Raw genomic sequence first — 24,743 nt, 5'->3', positions numbered from 1 at the left:
TGGCCGATGACGTCCCGATCGCCGCGCAGAGTGCTCCGTTCGACCCCGGACCCGTGCGATAGTTCATAGCCGCGGCATTTGGGCCATTCGTCACCTTCGTTTCGGAGGGGCGGGTGGCTTTTTGCTTTTGCCGCTAAACAAATTGGCGACACGTCCGTGTCGCCAAGCCGGAGGCGCATGCGCGGTGATGGGCAGTGCCTGCGCTTGCGTCATGTCAAGTGCGGGGATGAGAAACGATGCCGACGACGGATCTTCATTATCTCGGGCTCATTGAGATCGGGCAGCAAATCCAGGCGAAAAAGCTTTCGCCGGTCGAGGTGACCAAGGCCATGCTCGGGCGGATCGAGCAGCTCGACGGCAAGCTCAAGAGCTACGCCTATGTGATGGGCGAGGCGGCGCTGGCCGAAGCGGCGGCAGCCGAGAAGGACATCGCGTCCGGCAAGATCAAGGGACCGCTCCACGGCGTGCCGATCGCCGTCAAGGATTTGTGCTGGGCGAAGGGCGCGCCGGCCGCGCATGGCATGACGATCCATCGCGACTTCCGGCCGAGCGAGGACGCTACGGTCGTCGCACGATTGAAGGATGCCGGCGCAATCATCCTCGGCAAGCTGCAGCAGACCGAGGGCGCTTATGCCGACCACCACCCGAAGATCGATCCGCCGAAGAATCCGTGGAACGCCGATTTGTGGTCGGGCGCATCGTCGAGCGGTTCCGGCGTCGCCACCGCCGCGGGGCTCTGCTTCGGTTCGCTTGGCACCGATACGGGCGGCTCGATCCGCTTTCCGTCGGCCGCCAACGGCATCACCGGCCTGAAGCCGACCTGGGGACGCGTGAGCCGTTATGGCGCTTTCGAACTCGCGGCGACGCTCGATCACATCGGGCCGATGGCGCGCAGCGCGGCCGATTGCGGCGCGATCCTCGCTGTGATTGCCGGCCAGGATCCCAAGGACACCACCTCCGTGCCGCTGCCGGTGCCGAACTATCTCGCCGGCCTGTCCGGAGACTTGCGCGGCGTGACGATCGGGGTCGATCGGCGCTGGACCAGCGAAGGCACCGACGAGGCTGCCGGCAAGGTGCTCAGCGAAGGGCTGCGCGTTGCCGCCGATCTGGGCGCGAAGATCAAGGACATCACGTTCCCCGATGCGAAGGCCGTGATCGAGGATTGGTTCCCGCTGTGCGGCATCGAAGTAGCCGTCGCGCATGAAGAGACCTATCCGGCCCGCAAGGACGAATATGGTCCGGCGCTCGCCGGCCTGCTCGATCTCGGCCGGGCGCAATCCGGCATGAACTATCAGAAGATCGTGCTGCGGCGCGAAGCGTTCCGCGGCGCGGTGCGGCTGTTGTTCGAGACGGTCGATCTGATCGCCGTTCCGGCCCAGGCATTCGCTGCGCCGACATTGGCCAAGATGGCGGCGCTGGGTGAGGATCCGTCGCTGATTACCGGGCTGCTGCGCTTCACCTGCCCGTTCGACATGACCGGCAGCCCGACCGTGACGCTTCCCGGCGGCTTCGCACCGAACGGCGGGCCCGTCGCCTTCCAGTTCGTCGGCCGTCACTTCGACGAAGCAAGCCTCGTTCGCGCGGGCGATGCCTTCCAGCGCGTCACCGACTGGCACAAGCGCCATCCCGCGATCTGAATTGAGGAGCCGACCGCATGACCGAAGATTGGTTGAAGAGTTCCATCATGGCCAAGCGCGCCCTTGCCAAGGGCGCGACCGGTACGACCCATAGCCTGACGATCGAGCAGCAGGGCGGCTTCCATTACGTCTATGGGCCCTATGCCAAGCCGACCCTGTCGATCGATCCGGGCGGGGTCATCGTTGTCGAGACCGAAGACGCCTTCGGCGGCGTGCTCACCAGCGAAAGCGACAGCCCCACGGCGAAGCTGAACTTCCCCTATCTGAACCCGCAATGCGGGCCGATCGCGGTCAAGGGCGCCAAGAAGGGCGATTGCCTCGCCGTCTATATCCGCGACGTCGAGACCCGCGGCGCGCAGCCGGCCGGAACGACCTGCATCATTCCGGAGTTCGGTGGCCTGGTCGGGACCGCATCCACGGCGCTGCTCAATCCGCCGCTGCCGGAACGTGTCAAGAAGCTGCATGTCGACCGCAACGGCGTGCGCTGGAACGACAAGATCACATTGCCCTATGAGCCGTTCATCGGCACGATCGGCGTCTCGCCCGAGATCGAGGCGATCTCCTCGCTGCAGCCCGATTATCACGGCGGCAACATGGACCTGCCCGACGTCGCACCGGGCGCGATTATCTATCTGCCGGTGCATGCCGAAGGCGGGCTGCTCTATGTCGGCGACTGCCACGCCACACAGGGCGACGGCGAGCTCTCGGGCGTCGCGCTGGAGCAGCGCGCGACTGTCACTTTGCAGATTGATCTGATCAAGAACTGGAGCTTCGCCTGGCCGCGGCTCGAGACGCGCGACTTCATCATGACGATCGGCAGCGCACGCCCGCTCGAGGACGCGGCGCGCATCGCCTATCGCGAGCTCGTGCGCTGGATGAGCGCCGATTACGGCTTCGACGAAATCGATGCCTACATGCTGCTCAGCCAGGCCGGCCGCATGCGGCTCGGCAACATGGTCGACCCCAAATACACGATGGGGGCGTCGATCCTGAAGAATTACCTCAAGGCGTGACTTCAAACATCCTTCAACGACAGAGGACATCGCGATGTATTCGGGGCGTATAGTCGGAATGGCTTTGCTTGGTGCAATGCTCGGGACCGCGGCAATAGGTGCCGCCCAGGCGGCGGAGCCGCCGCTGAAGATCGGCTTGCTGGAGGACGTCTCCGGCGATCTCGCCTTCATGGGCATGCCGAAGCTGCACGGCTCGCAGCTGGCGGTCGAGGAGATCAACAAGAGCGGCGGCATTCTCGGCCGGCAGATCGAGTTGATTCACCTTGATCCCCAGGGTGACAATGCCCGCTATCAGGAGTTCGGCCGCCGGCTGCTCAATCGTGACAAGGTCGACGTGCTGATCGGTGGCATCACCTCTGCGTCGCGCGAGGCGTTGCGTCCGATCGTCGACCGCACCACCACGCCGTACTTCTATACGAACCAGTATGAAGGCGGTGTCTGCGACGCCAGCATGATCAGCATGGGCGCGGTGCCGGAGCAGCAGTTCTCGACCCTGATCCCCTGGATGGTCCAGAAGTTCGGCAAGAAGGTCTATGTCATCGCGGCCGACTACAATTTTGGCCAGATCTCCGCGGAGTGGAACCGCAAGATCATGAAGGACCTCGGCGGCGAGGTCGTGGGAGAGGAATTCATCCCGCTCGGCGTGTCGCAGTTCGCGCAGACGATCCAGAACATCCAGAAGGCGAAGCCGGACTGGTTGCTGACGATCAATGTCGGCGCGGCGCAAGACTCGTTCTTCGAGCAGGCGGCTGCGGCCAACCTCAATTTGCCGATGGGCTCTTCGATCAAGATCATGCTCGGCTTCGAGCACAAACGGTTCAAGCCGCCGGCGCTCAACAACATGCATGCGACCGCGAACTGGTTCGAGGAGATCGATACCCCCGAAGCCAACGATTTCAAGAAGCGCTGGCACGCCAAGTTCCCCGATGAGCTTTACATCAACGACATGGGCTACAACGCCTACAATGCGCTCTACATGTACAAGACGCTGGTCGAGAAGGCGAAGTCGACCAAGCTCGAGGACATGCGCAAGGTGATCGCAACGGGCGATGCCTGCATCGACGCTCCCGAGGGCAAGGTCTGCATCGACCCGAAGAGCCAGCATACGTCGCACCGCATGCGCCTGATCTCGGTCGGGCCCAAGCATGAGGTGACGGTGGAGAAGGACTACGGGACGATCCAGCCGTACTGGCTTGGCGAGATCGGCTGCGACCTCACCAAGAAGAACGACAAGGATCAGTACACGCCGAGTCATCTTCCCAGCAAATCGTGACGCGCGCAGGCACGAATCTTGCTCGTGTTGTGCATCACGACTGCGAACCGAGCCGGCGCCGCAATGATGCGGCGCCGCGATCAGGGAGACCGGAATGTCGGCTGAACTCTTCTCGGTATTCTATCAGTTCGCCGATGTCTTCGCGTTCCTGATCCTGTCAGCGGCGGGCCTTGCCATCGTGTTCGGCATGATGGGCGTCATCAACATGGCGCATGGCGAGTTCATCATGTGCGGCGCCTACGTCACCGTGGGGCTCGTCAACCTCGGCGTCCCGCTTCCGATTGCCCAGATTCTGGCTGCGCTGACCGCGGGGATTATCGGCATGATCGTCGAGTACCTCGTCGTGCGGCGCTTCTACAAGCGTCCGCTCGACTCGCTGCTCGCCACCTGGGGCCTCAGCCTGATCGTGACGCAGTCGATGCTGCTGATCGTCGGGTCCGCGGTGCGCGGTATCGGTACGCCGGAAGGAAGCTTCGCGATCGGAGGCTACACGTTCTCGACCTACCGCCTTGTGCTGTTCGGCTGTGCTGTGGCCGTGCTGGCCGGTCTCTATATCATCTTCATGAAGACGCGCTTTGGCGTGATCGCGCGCGCCACGATGCAGAACGCGGCGATGGCCAAGGCGCTCGGCGCGCGCACCGGGCGGATCTATTCCATCAGCTTCGGCATCGGCACCGCGCTCGCGGGGCTCTGCGGCGCGCTCTACGCGCCGACCATGACGCTGATCCCGACTATGGGAGCGACCTTCGTGGTCGAGAGCTTTGTCACCGTGGTGATCGGCGGCGCCAATGTCCTGCTCGGAACTGCGCCGGCCGCCGTGTTCCTGGCGATGATCCGAATGGCATTGAATGCCAGCTACGGGCAGATCATCGGCCAGATCGGCATGCTGTTTGCTGTCATCCTGATCATACGTGTGCTGCCCGAGGGACTATCCAGCGTGCTGGTTCGTCGTGGGCGCTAGACGGGAATTTCTGATGTTGAAGCTGCTCGAGGGCCCGCAGACGCTCGGACGCGGGAAGATCTTCTGGTCCTGCTTCCTCGCCGTGCTGGCGGGGGCACTGATCTATCCGCTGTTCGCTGATTCCTATGATGTCGGCAATTTCGCCTACTTCCTGATCTGGATCTTCATGGCGCTCGGTCTCTGCTTGATGTGGGGATACGGCGGCATGCTGTCGTTCGGCCAGACCTTCTTCTTCGGCATCGCCGGCTACGGCTATGGCGTGCTCGCCATCAATATGGGCGGGGGAACGGCCACGATCGCTGCGCTGGTTCTCTCCGTGGTCTTCGCGATGATCGCGGCCGGGATCCTCGGCTACTTCATGATCTGGGGTGGCATCAGCGGGATTTTCTTCGGCATCGTGACGCTGTCGGCGACGCTGGTGCTTGCGTTCTTCCTCGGGCAGACCGCAGGACCCGAATGGCATATCGGTCCGGCCCGGCTGAACGGCTTCAACGGCATGAAGGGAATGGACCCGCTTACGGTCGGCGACTTCGACATCGAGGGCTCGGCGCTCTATTACGTCATGATCGCGCTGATCGTGATCGTCTATATCGCGCTGCGCATGCTGGTGAACTCGAGCGTCGGCAATGTGATCGTGGCGACGCGGGAAAATCCGCAGCGCGCCGAGATGCTCGGCTACGACGTCCGCAAGTATCAGCTTCTGACCTTCGTGATCGGCAGCGGGCTCGCGGGGTTGAGCGGCGCACTGTACACGTCGTGGGGGCAGTTCATCACGCCATCCAGCATCGGCCTGCCGGCGGCCGCGATGCCGATCGTGTGGGTGGCGTTCTCCGGACGCAACGATCTGACCGCGACGCTGGTCGGGTCGTTCCTGCTGCTGTTCGGCTTCCAGACCATCACGGTTTACAGCCAGCAGGCGGCGCTGGTGCTGATGGGCGTGCTGCTGCTCGCCACCGTGATGCTGGCGCCGCAGGGCTTCGTGCTCGGCATCGGCAAGCTGGTCGTCGATTGGTGGACGCGGCGTCGGCGCCGCGACGAGGCCCCCGCGCTGGCCGATACCGCCCGCCTGCAATCGGATGAGACCTGAATCATGGCGTTGGTCGACGTAAAAGGCGTATCGAAACGTTTCGGTGGATTGACCGCCGTGTCCGATGTCGACCTGACGGTCAATGCCGGCGAGGTGCACTGCCTGATCGGGCCCAACGGAGCCGGGAAGAGCACGCTGTTCAAATTGATTGTCGGGCTCTATCCGCCGACCACGGGCAGCATCTTTTTCGACTCGATCGACATCACCGCCGAGCGGCCCTACGCGCGGGTGCAGCGCGGCATGAGCATCAAGATGCAGGCGCCGAGCGTATTCAAGGAACTGCCGGTGCGGCAGAACATCCAGATCGCGCTACAGGAACGCATCTCGGGCGCGGAATGCCGTGCCGAAGAGGAGCGGCTGCTCGCGTTGCTCAATCTGGCTGATGATAGCGGCAAGCTCGCCGGTGCGCTGTCGCACGGCCAGCAGCAATGGCTGGAGATCGGGATGGCGCTGGCGCTGCAGCCGCAGCTGTTGCTGCTGGACGAGCCGACCGCCGGCATGTCGCCCGAGGAGACCTTCAAGACCGGTGAGCTGATCAAGTCGTTCAATGCCGAGGGCATGACCGTCCTGGTTGTCGAGCACGACATGGCGTTCGTGCGTCAGGTCGCCCAGCGCGTCACCGTCCTGCATCTTGGCAAGATTTTCGCGCGCGGCAGCCTCGAGGCCATCCTGGAAGACGAGAAAGTCGCTGAAATCTACCTGGGTAAGACTCATGCCCACTGATCGCATTCTGGAGGTGTCGGGACTTTGGGCGGGTTACGGCGCGACGCCGATCCTCCAGGGCGTCAGCATGTCGGTCTCGCGCGGCGAGATCGTCGGCGTGATCGGCCGCAACGGCGTCGGCAAGTCCACCCTGATGCGGTGCCTGATCGGTCTGCTGCAGACCTGGCGCGGCACCATCAGCTTCATGGATCAGGATGTCACGCAGCTCGAGGCCGATGCGCGGGCGCGCGCCGGCTTCGGCTACATCCCGCAGGGCCGCGACGTGTTTCCGCAGATGAGCGTCGAGGAGAATTTGCAGGTCGGCGAGTTGATCGGCGGGCCCGAAGGCAAGAAGCTGCCCGAACTCGTCTACGAGTATTTTCCGCGCCTGAGGGAGCGCCGGCGCCAGATCGCGGGCACCATGTCGGGCGGCGAACAGCAGCAGCTTGCGATCGGCCGCGCGCTGATCGGCAATCCGGCGCTGATGATCCTCGACGAGCCGTCGGAGGGCATCCAGCCGTCGATCGTGCAGCACATTTGCGAGGCGCTGAAATCGTTCCGGGCGGAGCTCGGGACCACGATCGTGTTCGTCGAGCAGAACCTCGACACCATCCTGGAGATCGCGCAGCGCTGCTACATCATGGAGAAGGGCAAGATCACGCGATCGCTGGCCGGTGAGGAGGTCAACGCGGACAACGTTCGCGCACAGCTGTTGCTGTGATCGACCGCGCCATGCGGTGAGGATCAGTGCGTTGCATAATTGATAATAACGGAGGGAATGGACATGGATCTCGGACTCAAGGGAGCAAAGGTTCTCGTTACCGGCAGCACCAAGGGTATCGGCAGGGCGATCGCCGACACGTTCGCGGCCGAAGGCGCCAATGTCGGAATCTGCGCGCGCAACCAGGGCGACGTCGATGCTGCGGTCACAGCGCTCAAGGCCAAGGGCGTTGCGGCATTCGGTAGTGCCGTCGATGTCTCGAACGGGCCGGCCCTGAAGGCCTGGGTCGCCGACATGGCGTCCAAGCTCGGCGGCATCGATGTCGTGGTCGCCAATGTCAGCGCGCTCTCGATCGGGCAGGACGAGGAGAGCTGGGAGAAGGAATTCTCCACCGACATGATGGGGACGGTGCGCCTCGTCAACGCGGCGATGCCGTATCTGGAGAAGAGCGGCGCTGCCGCGATCGTCACCATCTCGAGCGTCTCGGGACGCGAGGTCGATTTTGCCAGCGGTCCCTACGGAACGTTCAAGGCCGCGATCATCCACTACACGCAGGGCCTCGCCTACCAGCTCGCCTCCAAGGGCATCCGGGCCAATTCGGTGTCGCCGGGCAACACCTATTTCGAGGGCGGCGTCTGGAACATGATCAAGGACGGCAATCCCGAACTGTACAAGACCGCATTGGCGCTCAATCCGACCGGCCGCATGGGCACGCCGCAGGAGATGGCGAACGCCGCCGTGTTTCTGGCGAGCAAGGCGGCGAGCTTCATCACGGGGACCAACCTCGTGGTGGACGGCGCGTTGACGCGCGGCGTCCAGTTCTAGGCGGGGCGCGCCGTCAGCAGAGCCGTGAGATCGCCGCCCGCGGCGGCGGTCCGAGCAGGCATATTCCGATAACAGCAGGGCGTCAGATGTCAGCGGATTCATTGCACTACAAATCCATCACCGAGATTTCCGAGCTCATTCGCCGCAAGGAGGCGAAGCCCTCGGAGATCACCGAGGCGATGCTGGGCCGGATTGCGAAGCTGGACGGACAGTTTCACGGCTATGCGCTGGTCCTTGCGGAGCGGGCGATGGCCCAGGCCAAGCAGTACGATGCGGAGATCGCCAAGGGCATCTGGCGCGGCCCGCTGCATGGCGTTCCGATCGGGCTGAAGGACCTCTGCTACACCTCGTTTGCGCCGACTGCGGGCGGCACCACGATCCATGCGAAGTTTGTGCCGTCCTTCAATGCCACGATCGTGGACCGGCTCGAAGTCGCCGGCGCGGTGACGCTCGGCAAGCTGAAGATGACGGAGGGGGCCTACACCAGCCACCATCCTGCAATCCAGGCCCCGCTCAACCCGTGGAATGTGAACTACTGGGTTGGCTCCTCGTCGACCGGATCGGGCGTCGCGACCTCGGCGGGGCTCTGCTACGGCGCGATCGGCAGCGACACCGGCGGCTCGATCCGCTTTCCGTCGGCGACCTGCGGGTTGACCGGGATCAAGCCGACCTGGGGACGGGTCAGCCGGCACGGCGTCTTTCCGCTCGCGGACTCGCTCGATCACGTCGGGCCGATGTGCCGCAGCGCTGCGGATGCCGCGGCGATGCTCGGCGTCATCGCGGGTGCTGATATCAACGATCCGACCGCCTTGCGGGCTCCGGTGCCGAACTATCTGGCCGGCATCGACGACGGCATCAGGGGCCTCAGGATCGGCGTTGACCGCAGGTACACCCAGGAGGGCATCGATCGGCACGTCGTCGCCGCGCTGGTGCAAGCCGAGCGCACCCTCGCCGATCTCGGCGCCGACATCCGCGAGGTGCATTTCCCGCCCTATCAGAAGCTCGTCAGTCAGTGGATTGCGATGTGCTCGGTGGAGACGGCCGAGGCGCATCTGGACACCTACCCGTCGCGCAAGTCGGAATACGGACCCGACCTCGCGCAGCTGATCGAGCAGGGCCGGGCGACGAGCGGCGTCGATATTGCCGCGATCCATCACGAGCGGCTGAAGTTCAGCGGCAGCCTCGCCGCCATGTTCGAAGATATCGATCTGCTGCTGATCCCGACGATGCCGGTGCCGATTCCGACGCTGACCAAGATGAGCGAATACGGCGCCGACCCCAGCGTGCTCCTGAGCATTCTGCGCTTCACGGCGGTGTTCGACTTCTCCGGCAGCCCGACCATCACGCTGCCGATGGGCATGGCCTCGGACCAGATGCCGCTCAGCATGCAATTGGTCGGCCCGCATCTCTCCGAGGACGTCCTGGTCCGCGCCGGCGCCGCGTTCCAGTCGGTGACGGATTGGCATACGCGGCGGCCGCCGATCGAATAGGGGATCCTCAACCGGTCTTGTCGACATTCCAGAACAGCGGCACCGGCGCGCGGACGATGTCCTTCAGCGCCTTGCGCGTCGCGGCCGGCTGATTGTACTGCCCGGTCGGGACGTGGGTGACCACCTCGTAGGCGCGTGCCTGGATCTTGTCGGCCAGCGCCTTCTGGTCCGGCGGCGCCACGGCGCGGGCAAAGCTGTCGCGCAGCCGCTCGAGCTCGGCGTCCTCGACCCAGCCGAAGAAGCCGCCGTTCTTGCCCTCGCCGTTGACGCAGGCGTTGCCGATCGGATTGACGAGGTCGGCGCTGGCCCAGGTCGAATGGTAGAGCGACCAGCCGCCCTCGGCCGGCATCGATTGTTTGGCGCGCCGCGCCACCACCGAACCCCAATCCATCGCCAGCAGGTTGACGTTCATGCCGATCGACCGCAGCGCCTCGGCGGTGACCGTGCCGAGCGCGGTGATGATCGGGGCGTCGGTCGCGTGCAGGATCGTGATCGGTTCGCCCTTGTAGCCGCCCTGCTTGAGCAGCTCCCTGGCTTTCGCGGTGTCCGCCTTGGTCGACCATCCGACCGCGCTTTCGAACGGCGTGCCGGCGACGAAGATCGCCGGCGTGATCTTGTAGTAATCGGGATTGCCGATCTGGGTATCGAGCCAGTCCTTCTGGTTCACCGCGTGCAGCACGGCCTGGCGGATCTCCGGCCGGTCGAACGGCGGCACCAGCCAGTTCATCCGGCACATGCCGGAGAAGCCCAGCATGTTGTAATCGGTCAGCTCGACATTCGCAGCGCGCGCGAGTATCGGATGATGGTCGTGCGGCGGCACCTCGAAATAGTCGATCTCGTCGTTGACGAGCGCGTTGGTCGCGATCTGGAAATCCGGCACACTGATCCATTCGTAGCGGCCGATCTTGACGACCTTGCCGCCGCCGGTGCCGTCGGACGGTTCGTCGCGCGAGACGTAATCCGGGTTCCTCTCGTAGGCAGCCTTGACGCCGGGCTGGAATTCCGCCGTCACGAAGCGGAACGGTCCGGAGCCGAGGTGATCGGTGATGGCCTGGTCGGCGGGCGTCGCGGCGATCCGCGCCGGCACGATGAAGGGCACATTGGCGGTCGGCTTGCCGAGCGCCGCCAATACGAAGCCGCACGGCTCCTTCAGCACCATGCGGAAGGTGCGCTCGTCGACCGCCTTCAGCTCGGCGACGAATTCGAACAGTTTCTGGCCCATCGTGTCGCGCCGGGCCCAGCGCTGCAGCGAGGGTATCACGTCGGCCGACGTCACCGCGCTGCCGTCATGGAATTTGAGGCCGGGCCGCAGGCGGAACGTGTAGGTCAGGCCGTCGGCGGAGACCTCCCAGGCCTCGACCATCTGCGGCTTGATCTCGAATTTCGAATTTGTCGAGAACAGCGTGTCGTAGATCATGTAGCCGTGGTTGCGCGCGGTCCACGCCGTCGTCATGATCGGATCGGTGGCGCGCAGCGGAGCGTGCATGACGGCCGTGATCGTCTTCGAACTGGCCCGCGCGATGCGTGGCATCGCAATGCCAAGGCTTGCTCCCGCACCGATCTGCAACAGACGGCGCCGGTCGATCGATGGTCCCATGGTGTCCCCCTGTCGCAATCGGTCAGCTCTTGCCGGCAAGCCTGGCCGCGATCGCGCGATAGCCGCGCATCCACATGTGATCGAGATCGAGATCCATCGGCAGCGGCTGCGAGGAGACGCGTGCGATCACGGTCTCGTTGGCCGGATCGATATAGATCCACTGGCCATGGATGCCGACCGCGGCAAACGGCGTTTCGCGTCGATCGAGCGTGTACCATTTGTTGCGGTAATTGCCGTTTGGAAACACCTTCGTCAGGTCGCCGCGCGACCAGGCCTCGGCATTGCCGTTCTGCCTGATGTCGTCGATCCACCAGCCGGGGACGACCTGTCGTCCGTTGCTGATGCCGTGATTGCGCATCATCTCGCCGAAGCGGGCGAGATCGCGCAACGTCGCGCAGATGCCGCCGGCGACGCGGCCTGCGCCGCGTGAATCGACCGTGATGTAGGCGTCGTGCTCGGCGCCCATCGGCTGCCACAGATAGTGCGAGAGGATTTTTGCGTAGGACAGGCCGCAGGCGCGCTCATAGACCCAGCCGAGCACATCGGTGTTGGTCGAGACGTAGTGGAAGGTCTCTCCATGCGGTGCGCCGTTCGGCCGCAGCGTGCGCAGATAGTCGCGCAGATTGCTCGGCGGAATCGCCGGATCGGGCAGCTCCCAGCCGGTCGAGCGCCGGTAGTTCATGACGTCGCCGTCGCGCGCCATGTAATCCTCGTCGAAGCGGATGCCGACGCTCATGTCGAGCAGATGCCGCACCGTGCAGCTGCCGCCATAGACCGAGCCTTCCATCTCCGGGATGTAGCGCGTCACCGGAGCATCCGGATCGAGCTTGCCGTGATCGGCAAGGATGCCGCCGAGCGTTCCGGCGACCGACTTGCTGACGGAGAAGATCAGGTGCGGGGTATCGGGCGTGAGGCCATGGGCATACCATTCGAACGCGACCTGTCCGCGATGCGACACCACGATGCCGTCGGTGTAGCTGGCGCGCAGGGCTTCGCCGACGCCGACCGTCTCGCCGCGCGGGTTGGCGAAGCTGACGTCGTCGAGATAGCGCGGCGCAAAGGACAGCGGCGCCGGCGCCGCGGCGCGCGCGATATTCGCGGTGGGCAGCAATTCGCGGACATTGCGGAATGCCCACTCGCTGAAAGGATGCTGACACCAGTTGGCGAGCGTGACCTGTTCGTCGGCCGCCGACGGGAAGGCGGCCATGATGCGACGCGAATTCATTCTTGATCCAGCAATGACATCGGATGATGTGCGAAAGTTCCGCATGGCTCGCGTCGCTCGCAATCAACCGGATGGTGGAGGAGGCCGCTGGGTTACTTCGGCGTAACCGTTTCCCCGGATGCGCACTTCGTGCGCTTGGCCCGCAATTTGCTTGACTATGGCCCGCGGCTGCCCCAGCGTGACGGGCATGCGACGCGCAGACGTTCGCCATCGGGAAACATCGGGAGGTAGGTCATGATCGCGCTTCTGGGCCGACCGGATCCGGCAACCACGCAGGCCATTCAGTTCGCGCGCGGCATTCTCGAGGGGTCGGCGACCGCGTTCTACGAGGTCGACGGCAATTTGACCCTCAACCGCTTCGTGCTCAGCAGCAACGTGCCGCCGAGTTTCCACGACCAGTATCTTGCCGGCATGAACCGGCTCGATCCGCTGCATCCGCGCTCGGCGAGCAACCGGCCGATTGCGCGGCTGAGCACAGCTCTCGACCAATGCGCGACCCATGAGGCCGCAACCTACCGCGCCTTCGCCGGCCAATGCGGCGTCGCCGACATGATCGAGTTCTTCTTCCGTCGCAACGACCGCATCGTCGCCGGAATGAGCGTGCTGTGGGCGCCGGGCTGCGCGATTCCCGACGGCAGCATGCACATTGCGGAGAAGATCCACGACTATCTCGAGTTCAACCTGACCAGCCGCCTGTCGTCGAACGCCGACGAGCCGGCGCGCTTTGGCCTGACCTCGCGCGAGATGGAAGTCGTCGAGCTGTTGTGCTGCGGCCGAACCAACCGCGAGATCGGCGAGTGCCTGAACATCGGTCTCGCGACGGTGAAGACGCATCTGATCCATATCTTCGAGAAGCTCGGCGTCGAGACCCGCTCCGCCGTGGTGGCGATGATGTCGCGGCCGCATTGACGCGCGGGCTGTCGATTAGGGTTCGCGGTTCTTTCAGCACTCGTCCTGGCGAAAGCCAGGACCCCATAACCACCGCATTTGATCACGAACGGGATCGTGGCCCCAGCGTCGCGCAACAACTCTCATTTGGGGTAATGGGTCCTGGCTTTCGCCAGGACGACATGGAGTGTGTGGCGCGGACTGTGCTGGCGCGCTTTGCGAGAGGACACCTGCCGCTAGGGCGTCAGGCCTGCACGATTTCGCCGTCCGCCTTGCGTGCTCTCGTCAGTACCACGCGCAGCGTCCACCGCATCTCGACCCACGTTCGTGACGACCGCGAAGCGCCCCTCGATCGGGTGAGACCGGGAAACCATATACCGAGTTGTGCTTCGGATAAAGCGAAATATTTTCGCGCGCGAGGATTGACAGGTTTTGCTGAGTTGCCCGTCGGGCTGATCTGTCGCATCCGGAATTGGGCGGGACCGTCGCTTCGTGGGCCCGAAGCGGCGATCCCTGATCGCGCGAGGTGCATGGTCGGGTGTGGGTAAAGGTCGGCCAATCCGCACGACTAGGGACATCATAAATCGACAAGCGCACGCGGCAATTGCCATTCTGGACTAGCCCTGAGTAACGGATTCAGCGGCAAGCAGGCTCCACAGCGCAGAAGTAGTAGCGCGGCGCAGCAATCGCGGTTCCTGGTAGATGAGAGTCGGGAGAGAGGCCTAATGTCATGGGTGGAGGCTGGCCGCTACGGCCTCCGAAGCCGCCGTTAGCCCCAGTTCACCCCCTGAGCTGGGGCGCGCCGGAGTGCACGAAGCGCAGGAGGGAGAGGCCAATCAGAGGCGCGAGCTGAGTCTCGTCGTCGCGGCTCTCGACGCTGCCTTTGACTTTGCGCGCGTCGTCACGCCATGTCTGGAAGATGCTGCAATTCGGGTATGTCGCTTGCCGGCCAGCCTTGTGTGCCTTGATACCGTACGATGAGCAGCATACTCCCGACCATCGACCGGTGCGAGATGCGCAGGGTCTCCATTCAAATATGGACGTCCAACTCCGAACTGCTTTTCGTGCTCGTCGATCCATTTCCACAATCTCTTGGTCTCGATTGCACGCTCCTCCTTGCTGCCGCCATTCATGCTGACGACGTCTGCGGCGAGTCCGTGACCATAGCCTCCACGCGAGCTGCCCCCGTGATAAGATTTGTCATTTGCGGCCTTCAGCCCGTTTGCAATCGATTGGCGGTAGTCATCGCGGAATCCGCTTGTGATCCCGGGTGCCAGTCCGGCCTGTTCCCCTGCATGGAGCAAATAGAACAGCTTTAGCCTGAAGGCTCGATCCATCCCTCCGATCACGTAATCCTCATCTGGCAATATGCTCCCGTTGGCATCGGATTGAGCCGACGGTTCGGATGCCGTCACCTGTCGACTCGACGCCTCATTAGGTGACGCTGCACGCACGTTGTGAACGACGGCGCAGCATGACAGTGAAACCAGAGACGAGGCAATGCGTAACCAACCAGCCTCGCAACCGAACCGACTTCGTCTGGCGCCACGAAGCTCTTTGAGAGATGACATCGGCATTGGCAATCGACATGAGCTAAATTGATCATGGCAACGTGCCATCGCGCTCCGGGCTTGGCAACCAGTTACCCACCACAGAATTGCCGCGAGCACGCAAGATAGACCGAAAGAATTTATCACGCGCAGGTTTGACGCCGGATCAACTCGCCGCGTCCAAGAAGCGTCTGGCGGGGACAACCCTCGTCCGTATTCACCGATCCACCGTTAGGTGGATTGCTGCCTGCCTGGCCGCTGACCGAGAGTCCCGCAAGGACCGGTGTCGTATTCGACAATGTTGGCGAGCGGCTGCCGCTCGCAACATCAGAGGATTCGACATGCGCGATTTCATGGCCATCGGCCGTTCGGTGGCGGTTGCGGAGCGCGGCATGGCCGCGACCTCGCACCCGCAGGCGACGCTGGCCGCGGTCGAGATGCTGAAGGCCGGCGGCAATGCCGTCGATGCCGCGGTGGCGGCGGTCGCGGTGCAGGGCGTGGTCGAGCCGCAGATGACCGGGATCGGCGGAGACTGCTTCGCGTTGTATTCGCCTGACGCCGGCGAGCCGATCGCGCTGAACGGTTCGGGCCGCACGCCGGCCGCGACCGATGCCGGGAAATTTGCCGCAAGTGGCGCGCGCGACATTCCGCCGACCGCGCCCGAGGCCGTGACCGTGCCCGGCGCAATCGATGCGTGGTGCCGGCTGGTCGCCGATCATGGCAGCAGGTCACTGGAGGAGATCTTCCGGCCGGCGATCTCGGCCGCCGAGCGGGGCTTTTGCGTGACGCCGCGCGTCGCGGAGGATTGGCGCCGCTTCCGGGCCCGGATCGAGATCGACGGCAATGCGGCGGCGCAGTTTCTGCCCGGTGGCAAGGCGCCTGAGGTCGGCGACATCCGCACGCAGCCCGCGCTCGGCCGCACCCTTCGCCGGATCGCGCAGCACGGGCGCGACGCGTTCTACGCGGACGAGACTGCCGATGAGATGGTGGCCATCTTGCGCGCCCTGGGCGGCGCCCACAGCACCGACGATTTCGCCGCCCAGACCTCCGACTATGTACGCCCGATCTCGGCACGCTACCACGACCACGATGTGGTCGAGTGTCCGCCGAACGGGCAGGGCCTGGCCGCGCTGATGATCCTGCGTACGCTTGCCGGCTTCGACGTCGGCAAGCTCGGAGAGGCCGATCGCATCCATTTGCTGGCCGAAGCCACCAAGGCCGCCTACCGCGCGCGCGACGCCTTCTTTTGCGATCCCGCCATGAGTAAGATCGATCCGGCCGCTTTCCTTGCCGAAGACTATATCGGGAGGATCCGCAGCAAGATCGACATGGGCCGCGCGTCCACGCCCGTGACCTGGGACGATATCGAGCATCGCGACACCGTCTATGTCACGGTGGTCGACCGCGACCTCAACGCCGTGTCGCTGATCAACTCGCTGTTCTATCCGTTCGGCAGCGGCATCTATGCGCCGAAGTCGGGCATCCTGCTGCACAACCGCGGCTGGAGCTTTCGCGCCAAACCCGGACATCCCAATTCGCTCGGGCCGCGCAAGCGGCCGATGCATACGATCATCCCGGGCCTGCTGCGCAAGGACGGCAAGACCGTGATGTCGTTCGGCGTGATGGGCGGGCATTACCAGGCCGCGGGCCATGCCAATCTGCTGTCGAACATCTTCGACATGCAGATGGACATCCAGGCGGCGGCCGAGGCGCCGCGCTCCTTTGCCTTCGACGGCGCGCTGTCGCTGGAGACGACCATTTCTCCCGGGATACGCGACGACCTACGCGCCCGCGGCCACGATGCCCGGTTCTCGGAGGAGCCGATCGGCGGCTGCCAGGCGATCCGCATCGACCATGCCAGGGGTGTCTTGTTTGGCGCTTCCGACCACCGCAAGGACGGTCTGGCGCTGGGCTTCTGAAGGGCGACGGGACTATATCGACTAACGGCCGCAACGGAACTGCGCCCTCGCCCCGTTCTTACGGGGAGAGGGTTGGGGTGAGGGGCTGTCTCTGCGTATCCGGCGATAGTGCGTTTGCGGAGGCTCCCCCTCACCCGGAACGCATCTACGATGCGTTCCGACCTCTCCCCGCAAGCGGGGCGAGGTGAAGCGGGGCCTGCCGCACGATTTGAAATGAAGTCACCGCGCTCTATGCCGTGCCGCCGCCCGTATCGCGGCAGACGGCGGAGCATCCACCGGACGGTGGATTGTTCCAAATGCCGACATGCCGAACGTTTGGCCATCATGCCGGCGTCGTGCGCGGTTCAGCCCTGTGCACCGCACGGCGAGAGGCTGATCGCTCCAGGCTTTCCCAATCGAGAAGTTTGATCCGTATGAACAGGACATTCGCCGACACGGTCTTCCGCAACGGCCGGATCTACACGTCGAACCGCGGGCAACCCTGGGCAAGCTGGGCGGCCGTCAAGGCCGGCCGGTTCATCGCCGTGGGCGAGGAGCGCGACGTCGCGACGCTGATCGGCGAGGGGACGGCAACGGTCGATCTCGGCGGACGCATGGCGATGCCGGGGATCGTCGACATCCACAATCACATCATGATGGGCGGGCAGGCCGATCTCTACGAGCTGCGCTTCTCCAACGCCGACAGCATTCCAAGGATCGCCGAGACCCTGCACAAGGCTGCCTCGGTGGCTGCGCCGGGCGCCTGGATCGTCGGCGGGCAGTTCGGCAACAACCTGCTGAACGAGATGAACACCGCGGAATCCTGCGCTCTGCTGGATGCGGCCTGCCTCGGGCATCCCGTCGTATTGCGCGACGACACCTATCATAATCGCTGGGCGAGCTCGGCGGCGTTGCGGCTGGCCGGTGTTGCGGCCGACACTCCTGATCCGACCGACGGCGAGATCGGCCGCGACCTCAAGACCGGAACGCTCACCGGGATCATGATCGAGGCCGCCTCCGGCCTGGTCGAGCGGGCGCTCGCGGCCTCCGGTCACTACACGGCCGAGATGGATCGCGCGGCGGTGGCGCGCTCGATCTCGGTGCTGAACGCATATGGCGTCACCGCCTTCATCGACGCCGCCAGCATGCAGCCGATCATGGCGGCGCTGAAGGGGCTCGACGACCGCGGCGAGCTCTCCGCCTGGGCGGTCTGCGCGATGCCGGTGGTCGAGCCGGGCTTCATGTTCGGCAAGGCCGGCGAGGAGCTGTTTGCGCTGCGCGAGGATTACCGCGGCGCCCATGTGAAGCCCGACTATGTGAAGGTGTTCCTCGACGGCGTGCCGGGTGCCAAGACCGCGGCCTTCCACGAGCCCTATGTGGCCGATCCCGTGCGCGGCTGCTGCTTCCGTGGCGCCACCATGCTGACCGTGCCGGACCTGATCCGCTGGCTCGGGCGCTGCGAGAAGCTCGGCCTTGCCGCGAAGATCCATTGCGCGGGCGACGCCGCGGTGACCCAGGCGCTCGACGCCATCGATGTCGTGCGCAGCTTCAACGGCCCGACTCACCTGATCCATCAGATCGCGCATGCGAGCTATATAGCGCCCGACGATGTCCGGCGCTTCGCCGAGCTCGGGGTCGCGGCCGATCTGTCGCCGATCATCTGGTATCCGACCATCTTCCTCGAGGCGCACAAGGCCGCGATGGGCGAGGAGCGCGCGCAGCGCTTCTGGCCGAACAGGGATCTGAAAGAGGCCGGCGCGCTGATGGCCGGCGGCTCGGACTGGCCGGTGATCCCGATCCCCGATCCCTGGCAGGGCATCGAGGGCATGGTGACGCGGCAAAATCCGACCGGGGATTTTCCCGGCAAGTCGCTGTGGGCGGAGCAGGCGCTCGACCTCAAAACCGTGATCGACATCTACACCATCGACGCCGCACGCGCGGCCGGGCTCGGCCAGTCGATCGGCTCGATCGAGGTCGGCAAATCCGCCGATTTGATCGTGCTCGACCAGATGATCTTCGACATCCCGCCGGATCAATTGGCCGATACGCGGGTCGAGATGACCTTCTTCGAGGGCCGCAAGGTCTACGAGCGGGGCGCGTGATGATTGCGGTGGATCAGATTCCGGTCACGGTGCTGACCGGCTTCCTCGGCAGCGGCAAGACCACGGTGCTGAACCATTTGCTGCGCCAGCCCGAGCTCGGCGGCGTCGTCGCCATCATCAACGAGTTCGGCGAGGTGGCGCTGGATCATCTGCTGGTCGAGAGCAGCGAGGACCGCCTGGCGCTGCTCGACAATGGCTGCATCTGCTGCTCGGTGCGCGAGGATCTGATCGAGACGCTGGCCGACCTCGCATCGCGCCGCGCTGACGGCACGATCCCACCATTCCACCGGGTGCTGGTCGAGACCACCGGGCTCGCCGATCCCGTGCCCGTGCTGCACACGCTGATGACGGCGCCCGATGTCGTCGGCCGCTACCGGATCGACGGCGTGGTCGCGACCGTCGATGCGGTTAATGGTACGCACACTCTTGCGGCGCACAGCGAAGCCGTCAGGCAGATCGCCGTCGCCGACCGGCTGCTCGTGACCAAGACCGACCTGGCCGCCGAGGACGCACTGGCGCGGCTCGATGCGCAGCTTGCGGCGATCAATCCGGTCGCGACGCGCACGAAAGTGCGGAATGGGATCGTCGATCCGGCAAAGGTCCTCGATGCCGGGCTGTTCGATCCGGCGGCGCGCTCCGCCGATGTGGTGCGCTGGTTCGATCTGGCGTCGCAGGCGGCCAACGCGCCGCACCATTACGGGGATCATCACTGCGAAGGCGAGGCGTGCGGCCACCACAGCCATCACGCCCACGATGCCGGCGTGTCATCCTACAGCCTGATCATCGACGAGCCGATCCAGCGCGAGTCGTTCGCGCGCTGGCTCGACTATGTCGCGGCGCTCAAAGGCGAGGACCTGCTGCGCTTCAAGGCGATCGTGCACGTTGCCGAGCAGCCCGACGCGCCCATGGTGGTGCACGGCGTGCAGCACGTGTTCCATCCGCCGATCACGCTTGCCGACTGGCCGTCGGCCGACCGGCGCTCGCGGCTCGTCTTCATCGTGCGCGGCATCCCGCGCCAGATCATCGAAAACACCTTATGCAAATTCGCCGCGGTGAGCCGTGCGGCGATCCAGCGATCGGCTGCGTGAGCCGCCGTCAGGCATTTTCATCATTGGTTGTGGAGGGAGAGGGACATGACTGAGACAAAGAACGATACGGCATCGGGCCGGCTCAATCGGCGCACGCTCTTGAAGGCGGCCGGGGCCACCGGTCTCGCATCGGCGATGAACGTGCCGCTGGTCAATGTCGCGCGGGCCGCCGGCAATACCATCAAGATCGGCTGGGTCGGCTGCCTCTCCGGCGTCCGGGCGCAGTTCGCCGAGCCCGATCCCTGGATCCAGAGCGCATCAAGGCGCGGCTGAAGGATGGTCTGAAGATCGGCGGCAAGACCTACCAGGTCGAGCTGGTGTTCAAGGACAACCAATCCGATCCGAACCGCTCGTCGGTGATCGCTAGTGAATTGGTGCTGCGTGAAAAGTGCGACCTGATCCTGATCGAGGACGGCGATGCCCAGCCGCCGGTGCAGGAGCTCGCCGACGCGCGCGGCATTCCCACCATCTCGACCATGGTGCCGTGGCAGGGCTGGATGTTCCCGCGCAAGTCGACGCCGGACAAGGGTTTTCCGTACAGCTACCATTTCTTCTGGGGCGCCGACGACGTCGCGAAAAATTTCCTGGGCATGTGGCAGTCGGTCGAGACCAACAAGAAGGTCGGCACGCTCTACATCGACAACCCGCCGGGCCAGGCGTTCTCCGATCCGAAGCTCGGCCTGCCGGCGGGCATCTCGGCGGCCGGCTATCAGGAATTCTCGGCCGGCAAATTCCAGATCGCGACCGACGACTTCACCAACCAGATCGCGCTGTTCAAGAACAACGGCGTCGATATCGTCTCCGGCTTCACCTTCAGCAACCACTGGGTGACGCTGTGGAATCAGGCGGCGCAGGCCGGTTTCAAGCCGCAGATCTGCACGGTGGCGGCGGCCTTCCTGTTCCCGGCCGCGGTGAATGCGCTCGGCGATCGCGGCGACGGCATGTCGACCGAGGTGTGGTGGACGCCGGCCTATCCGTTCAAGTCTTCGCTGACCGGGCAGAGCGCTGGCGAACTCGCCGCAGAGTGGGAGAAGACCACCGGCAAGCAGTGGACGCAGCCGATCGGCTACGCCCATGCGCTGTGGGAGGTCGGGCTCGCGGCGTTGCAGAACAGCGATCCCAAGGACAAGAACTCATTGCGCGATGCGATCGCCGGCCTCGACATGGAGACCGTGGTCGGCCGGGTCAAGTTCAAGGACAGCCCGATCAAGAACGTCGCGGTGACCTCGCTGTCGGGGGGGCAATGGCGCAAGGCCAAGGGCGGCAAGTCGAAATACGAGCTCCTGATCGTGCACAACGGAACGGCGCCGTTCATCCCGAAGCAGGCCGATCTCCAGCTGCTCTCCAAGCTGGTCTGAGATGGCACCGCTTCTGCGCGTCAGCGGGCTGTCCAAGCGCTTTGGCGAGATCGTGGTCGCCGACAATGTCAGCTTCGCGCTGGCGCGCGGCGAGTGCCTCGGCGTGATCGGCCCGAACGGCGCCGGCAAGAGCTCGCTGCTGAACCTGATCGTCGGCCTGCTCACGGCCGACGGCGGTTCGATCATGCTCGACGACAAGGAGATCACCGCGCTGCCGCCGCATCGCCGGGCGCGGATGGGGCTCGGGCGGGCGTTCCAGATTCCGCAGCCGTTCCCGCATCTGTCGGTCTATGAGAACGCGCTGATCGCGGCATCCTACGGCGCGGGCCTCACCGGCGAGGCGGCTTCAGATTGGACGATGGAAGTGTTGCAGCGGACCGGGCTCGACGCCAAGGCGGACAAGCTCGCGGGCGCCTTGCCGCTGATCGACCGCAAGCGGCTGGAATTCGCCAAGGCGCTGGCCTCGAAGCCGAAGCTGATCCTGCTCGACGAGATCGCCGCCGGGCTGACCGAGCCGGAGGTCGAGCGCCTTGTTGCCATCATCCAGTCGGTGAAGGCCGATCACGCCATGATCTGGATCGAGCACATTCCGCACGCGCTGCGCGCGGTGTCGGACCGCATCCTGGTGCTCGACTTTGGCCGCAAGGTGCTGGAGGGGCCGCCGGCCGAAGTGATGGACAGCGCGGTGGTGCGCGAGATCTACATGGGATTGAAGGCCGATGGCGTTGCTTGATGTGAACGGCCTGCAGATCTTCTACGGCGATCTGCAAGCCGTGTTCGACATGAACTTCACCGTCGCGGACGGCGAGGCGGTGGCGCTGGTCGGCGCCAACGGCGCCGGCAAGTCGACGTTCCTGAAGGCGCTGGTCGGTCTCAACGAGGAGCGGCGAGGGACGGTGCAGTTCGACGGCGTCGACATCTCGCAGATGCCGGCCGAAGAGGTGTCGCGGCTCGGCCTCATCATGGTGCCCGAGGGCCGCCTGTTGTTCGACTCGCTGACGATCGAGGAGAACCTGCTGATGGGCAGCGTCAACCGGCGCGAAGGGAGCTGGACCCTGCGGCGGGTGTTCGACCTGTTCCCGATCCTCGAGGAGCGGCGGCGGATGTTTCCCGGCCAGCTCTCCGGCGGCCAGCAGCAGATGGCGGCGATCGGCCGCGCGCTGATGTCGAATCCGCGGCTCCTCTTGTGCGACGAGATCTCGCTCGGGCTCGCTCCCGTCGTGGTCGAGCAGATCTACCGCTCCTTTGCCGACATCCGCCGCGAGGGCACCGCCGTCGTGCTCGTCGAGCAGGACGTCAAGCGAGCGCTCGCGACCTCGGAGCGGATCTATTGCCTGTTGAAGGGGCGGGTGTCGCTGACCGGCCCCGCGCAAGGCTTGCAGCCGGAGCAGCTGACGCACGCTTATTTCGGTAACTAGCCAGGATTGGCACGACATGATCTGGGTTGAGACATTGATCAACGGGGCCCTGCTCGGCGGGCTCTATGGGCTGCTCGGCATCGGGCTCGCGCTGGTGTTCGGCGTGATGCGCGTGGTCAACATCGCTCATGGCGAGTTCATGGTGCTGAGTGCGTTCTGCGCCGTGCTGTTCGCCAATCTGTTTCCGCAGGTCTCGCCGCTGTTGATGCTGATCCCGGTGATTGCGCTGTCCTTTGCGGTCGGATGGCTCTACCAGGCCGCCATCGTCAACCGCGTCGTGACGTCGCCCGATCCGCTGTCGCCGCTGCTCTTGACCTTCGGCGTCTCGGTGATACTGCGCAACGTCATGGTCGAGGTGTTCGGCGCCGACGTGCGCAGCCTCCAGGTCGGTGAGCTGTCGCGCGCCAGCCTCGAGATTGCCGGCCTCAACATCGGCATCATGCCGCTGCTGACGCTGGTGCTCGCCGCATTGCTGTTCATGGCGCTGCAGCTCGTGCTGCGTCATACCGAGTTCGGCCGGATCGTGCGTGCCACCGCCGACCGCCGCGACATCGTCCGGCTGTCCGGGATCAAGCCGGACCGGGTTTATAACTATGTCATGGGCCTGTCGCTCGCGCTCGGCGCAATCGGCGGCGTGCTGCTTGCGGTGCGCTCGAGCTTCACGCCGTTCGCGGGCGCAGAGCGGCTCCTGATCGCCTTCGAGGTCGTGGTGCTCGGCGGGCTCGGCTCGTTCTGGGGCGCGCTGCTCGGCGGCATCGCGCTCGGCATGGCGCAATTGATCGGGCTGAAAATTGATCCGAATGCCGGGCTGCTATACGCGCACCTCTTGTTCTTCATCATGCTGCTGATCCGCCCGTCGGGTCTCGTGTCGAGCAGGGTGTGACGCCGATGCCGACACGGACCATTCTTGCCGCCTCTGCCATCGTGCTCGTCGCGATGATTGCCGGCGCGCCCTTCGTGCTGAACGAGGGTTTTCTGCGGCTCGCGACCGAGTGCCTGCTGCTGCTGACGATGGCGCAGATGTGGAACCTGCTGGCGGGCTATGCCGGGCTGGTGTCGCTCGGCCACCAGGTATTCATCGCGTTCGGCGCCTATGCGCTGTTCCTGACTTCCGGCTGGCTCGAGGTCACGCCGATCTGGGTGCTGCCGGTCGCGCCGCTGGTGGCGGGCGCGGTTGCGGCGATCATCGCCTTTCCGCTGTTTCGCTTGCGCGACGCCTATTTCTCGATCGCGATGTGGGTGTTCGCCGAGATCATCGGCGCGTTCACGATGAAGTCGCAGGCCGTCGGCGGCACATCGGGCGTGCCGCTCGCGACCAGCAAGCTGATCGATTTCGACTGGTTCGAGCCGACCATGTTCTGGCTCGCCGGCGGCCTCACGCTCGTCACCATCGCGGCGCTGTACAGGATGATGACGTCGAGCTTCGGGCTCGGGCTGATGAGCGTGCGCGACAATGATCTTGCCGCGATGAGCGTCGGCGTCGACGTCCGGCACAATCGTTTCGTCGCCTTCGTGCTCTCGGCGGCGGGATGCGGGCTGGCCGGCGCGCTCAGCTTCATGGGCAATCTGTTCATCGCGCCGCTCGCGGCCTTCGACGTCAACTGGTCCGTCTACATGATGTTCATCGTGATCATCGGCGGTATCGGAACCCTGGAAGGCCCGATCCTCGGCGTCATCATCTTCTTCGGCCTGCGCGAACTGATGACCGGACCGCTCGGGCTGTCCGGCGGCTGGTATCTGGTCGGGCTCGGCATCATCGCCGTCGTGGTGATGATCGTGGCGCCGCGCGGCATCTGGCCGGCCTTGCGCGATCGCATCGGCGTGCGGCTGCTCGATGTCCACCGCGCCGCGCCACGCCCGGCCGCGGCCGCGATCCTGCCGGCGGCGTCGGAACAGGTTACCGGATGAGG

General features: G+C 64.8%; 22 protein-coding genes. 19 read left to right on the top strand and 3 right to left on the bottom strand.

Features of this window, described 5'->3' with window-relative positions; genetic code table 11:
• Nucleotides 1-236: 236 nt before the first annotated feature.
• The 9 genes from JEY66_RS28915 to JEY66_RS28875 all read left to right on the top strand — a co-directional run bounded on the left by JEY66_RS28915 (nt 237) and on the right by JEY66_RS28875 (nt 9,709).
• The gene (locus JEY66_RS28915; protein ID WP_018270845.1) at nt 237-1,637 is read left to right on the top strand and encodes an amidase; all 1,401 of its coding nucleotides are present in this window, start codon (nt 237-239) and stop codon (nt 1,635-1,637) included.
• Nucleotides 1,638-1,654: 17 nt separating this feature from the next.
• Nucleotides 1,655-2,650 carry an acetamidase/formamidase family protein gene (locus JEY66_RS28910; RefSeq protein ID WP_018270846.1) on the top strand — a complete coding sequence of 332 codons (996 nt, stop codon included), beginning with the start codon at nt 1,655-1,657 and terminating at the stop codon, nt 2,648-2,650.
• A 58-nt stretch (nt 2,651-2,708) separates the two neighbouring features.
• A complete protein-coding gene (locus tag JEY66_RS28905) occupies nt 2,709-3,923 on the top strand; it encodes an urea ABC transporter substrate-binding protein (RefSeq protein WP_085964805.1) in 1,215 nt (404 codons plus the stop codon).
• A 94-nt stretch (nt 3,924-4,017) separates the two neighbouring features.
• Complete coding sequence (locus JEY66_RS28900; RefSeq protein WP_018270848.1) at nt 4,018-4,884, top strand: ABC transporter permease subunit; 867 nt, start codon at nt 4,018-4,020, stop codon at nt 4,882-4,884.
• Between the two features lie 13 nt (nt 4,885-4,897).
• Nucleotides 4,898-5,971, top strand: coding sequence for a branched-chain amino acid ABC transporter permease (locus JEY66_RS28895; RefSeq protein WP_018270849.1), 1,074 nt, complete (start codon nt 4,898-4,900; stop codon nt 5,969-5,971).
• A 3-nt stretch (nt 5,972-5,974) separates the two neighbouring features.
• Entirely contained in the window at nt 5,975-6,694 is a 720-nt protein-coding gene (locus JEY66_RS28890) for an ATP-binding cassette domain-containing protein (protein WP_018270850.1), read from the top strand.
• Entirely contained in the window at nt 6,684-7,394 is a 711-nt protein-coding gene (locus JEY66_RS28885) for an ABC transporter ATP-binding protein (protein ID WP_016845725.1), read from the top strand. The genes JEY66_RS28890 and JEY66_RS28885 overlap by 11 nt, the downstream gene beginning before the upstream one ends.
• Before the next feature lie 63 nt (nt 7,395-7,457).
• On the top strand, nt 7,458-8,219 hold the full coding sequence (locus JEY66_RS28880) for an SDR family NAD(P)-dependent oxidoreductase (protein ID WP_026192572.1): 762 nt from the start codon (nt 7,458-7,460) through the stop codon (nt 8,217-8,219).
• A gap of 86 nt (nt 8,220-8,305) precedes the next feature.
• Nucleotides 8,306-9,709 (top strand): amidase, encoded by a 1,404-nt coding sequence (locus JEY66_RS28875; RefSeq protein WP_016845727.1) that lies wholly within the window; start codon nt 8,306-8,308, stop codon nt 9,707-9,709.
• Nucleotides 9,710-9,716: 7 nt separating this feature from the next.
• On the opposite strand, the gene JEY66_RS28870 is transcribed toward JEY66_RS28875, so the two are convergent.
• Both JEY66_RS28870 and JEY66_RS28865 read right to left on the bottom strand, forming a co-directional pair.
• Nucleotides 9,717-11,306 carry an ABC transporter substrate-binding protein gene (locus tag JEY66_RS28870; RefSeq protein ID WP_018270853.1) on the bottom strand — a complete coding sequence of 530 codons (1,590 nt, stop codon included), beginning with the start codon at nt 11,304-11,306 and terminating at the stop codon, nt 9,717-9,719.
• 22 nt (nt 11,307-11,328) lie between these two features.
• Nucleotides 11,329-12,531: a serine hydrolase domain-containing protein gene (locus JEY66_RS28865; protein WP_018270854.1), complete on the bottom strand. Its 1,203-nt coding sequence runs from the start codon at nt 12,529-12,531 to the stop codon at nt 11,329-11,331.
• Nucleotides 12,532-12,765: 234 nt separating this feature from the next.
• Between JEY66_RS28865 and JEY66_RS28860 the strand changes: the two genes are divergently transcribed.
• Entirely contained in the window at nt 12,766-13,440 is a 675-nt protein-coding gene (locus JEY66_RS28860; protein ID WP_018270855.1) for a helix-turn-helix transcriptional regulator, read from the top strand.
• Nucleotides 13,441-14,255: 815 nt separating this feature from the next.
• On the opposite strand, the gene JEY66_RS28855 is transcribed toward JEY66_RS28860, so the two are convergent.
• A complete protein-coding gene (locus JEY66_RS28855; protein ID WP_370143669.1) occupies nt 14,256-14,834 on the bottom strand; it encodes a hypothetical protein in 579 nt (192 codons plus the stop codon).
• Nucleotides 14,835-15,310: 476 nt separating this feature from the next.
• Between JEY66_RS28855 and JEY66_RS28850 the strand changes: the two genes are divergently transcribed.
• The 9 genes from JEY66_RS28850 to JEY66_RS28810 all read left to right on the top strand — a co-directional run bounded on the left by JEY66_RS28850 (nt 15,311) and on the right by JEY66_RS28810 (nt 24,741).
• A complete protein-coding gene (locus JEY66_RS28850; RefSeq protein ID WP_018270857.1) occupies nt 15,311-16,888 on the top strand; it encodes a gamma-glutamyltransferase family protein in 1,578 nt (525 codons plus the stop codon).
• Nucleotides 16,889-17,301: 413 nt separating this feature from the next.
• On the top strand, nt 17,302-18,969 hold the full coding sequence (locus JEY66_RS28845; RefSeq protein ID WP_018270858.1) for an amidohydrolase: 1,668 nt from the start codon (nt 17,302-17,304) through the stop codon (nt 18,967-18,969).
• Nucleotides 18,969-20,057 (top strand): CobW family GTP-binding protein, encoded by a 1,089-nt coding sequence (locus JEY66_RS28840; RefSeq protein ID WP_018270859.1) that lies wholly within the window; start codon nt 18,969-18,971, stop codon nt 20,055-20,057. Before JEY66_RS28845 ends, JEY66_RS28840 begins: the two co-directional genes overlap by 1 nt.
• Before the next feature lie 45 nt (nt 20,058-20,102).
• Nucleotides 20,103-20,330 (top strand): twin-arginine translocation signal domain-containing protein, encoded by a 228-nt coding sequence (locus JEY66_RS28835; protein ID WP_018270860.1) that lies wholly within the window; start codon nt 20,103-20,105, stop codon nt 20,328-20,330.
• 44 nt (nt 20,331-20,374) lie between these two features.
• Entirely contained in the window at nt 20,375-21,415 is a 1,041-nt protein-coding gene (locus tag JEY66_RS28830) for an ABC transporter substrate-binding protein (protein WP_018270861.1), read from the top strand.
• A gap of 1 nt (nt 21,416) precedes the next feature.
• Entirely contained in the window at nt 21,417-22,148 is a 732-nt protein-coding gene (locus tag JEY66_RS28825) for an ABC transporter ATP-binding protein (protein WP_016845737.1), read from the top strand.
• Nucleotides 22,135-22,833 carry an ABC transporter ATP-binding protein gene (locus JEY66_RS28820; protein WP_016845738.1) on the top strand — a complete coding sequence of 233 codons (699 nt, stop codon included), beginning with the start codon at nt 22,135-22,137 and terminating at the stop codon, nt 22,831-22,833. Before JEY66_RS28825 ends, JEY66_RS28820 begins: the two co-directional genes overlap by 14 nt.
• A gap of 16 nt (nt 22,834-22,849) precedes the next feature.
• Nucleotides 22,850-23,716: a branched-chain amino acid ABC transporter permease gene (locus JEY66_RS28815; protein WP_018270862.1), complete on the top strand. Its 867-nt coding sequence runs from the start codon at nt 22,850-22,852 to the stop codon at nt 23,714-23,716.
• A 5-nt stretch (nt 23,717-23,721) separates the two neighbouring features.
• Complete coding sequence (locus JEY66_RS28810; protein ID WP_051110151.1) at nt 23,722-24,741, top strand: branched-chain amino acid ABC transporter permease; 1,020 nt, start codon at nt 23,722-23,724, stop codon at nt 24,739-24,741.
• Nucleotides 24,742-24,743: the final 2 nt, after the last annotated feature.

The organism is Bradyrhizobium elkanii USDA 76, assembly GCF_023278185.1.
GTDB lineage: Bacteria > Pseudomonadota > Alphaproteobacteria > Rhizobiales > Xanthobacteraceae > Bradyrhizobium > Bradyrhizobium elkanii.
Note: the sequence above shows the minus strand (reverse complement) of the source record. Positions and strands in the feature narration are given on the sequence as shown.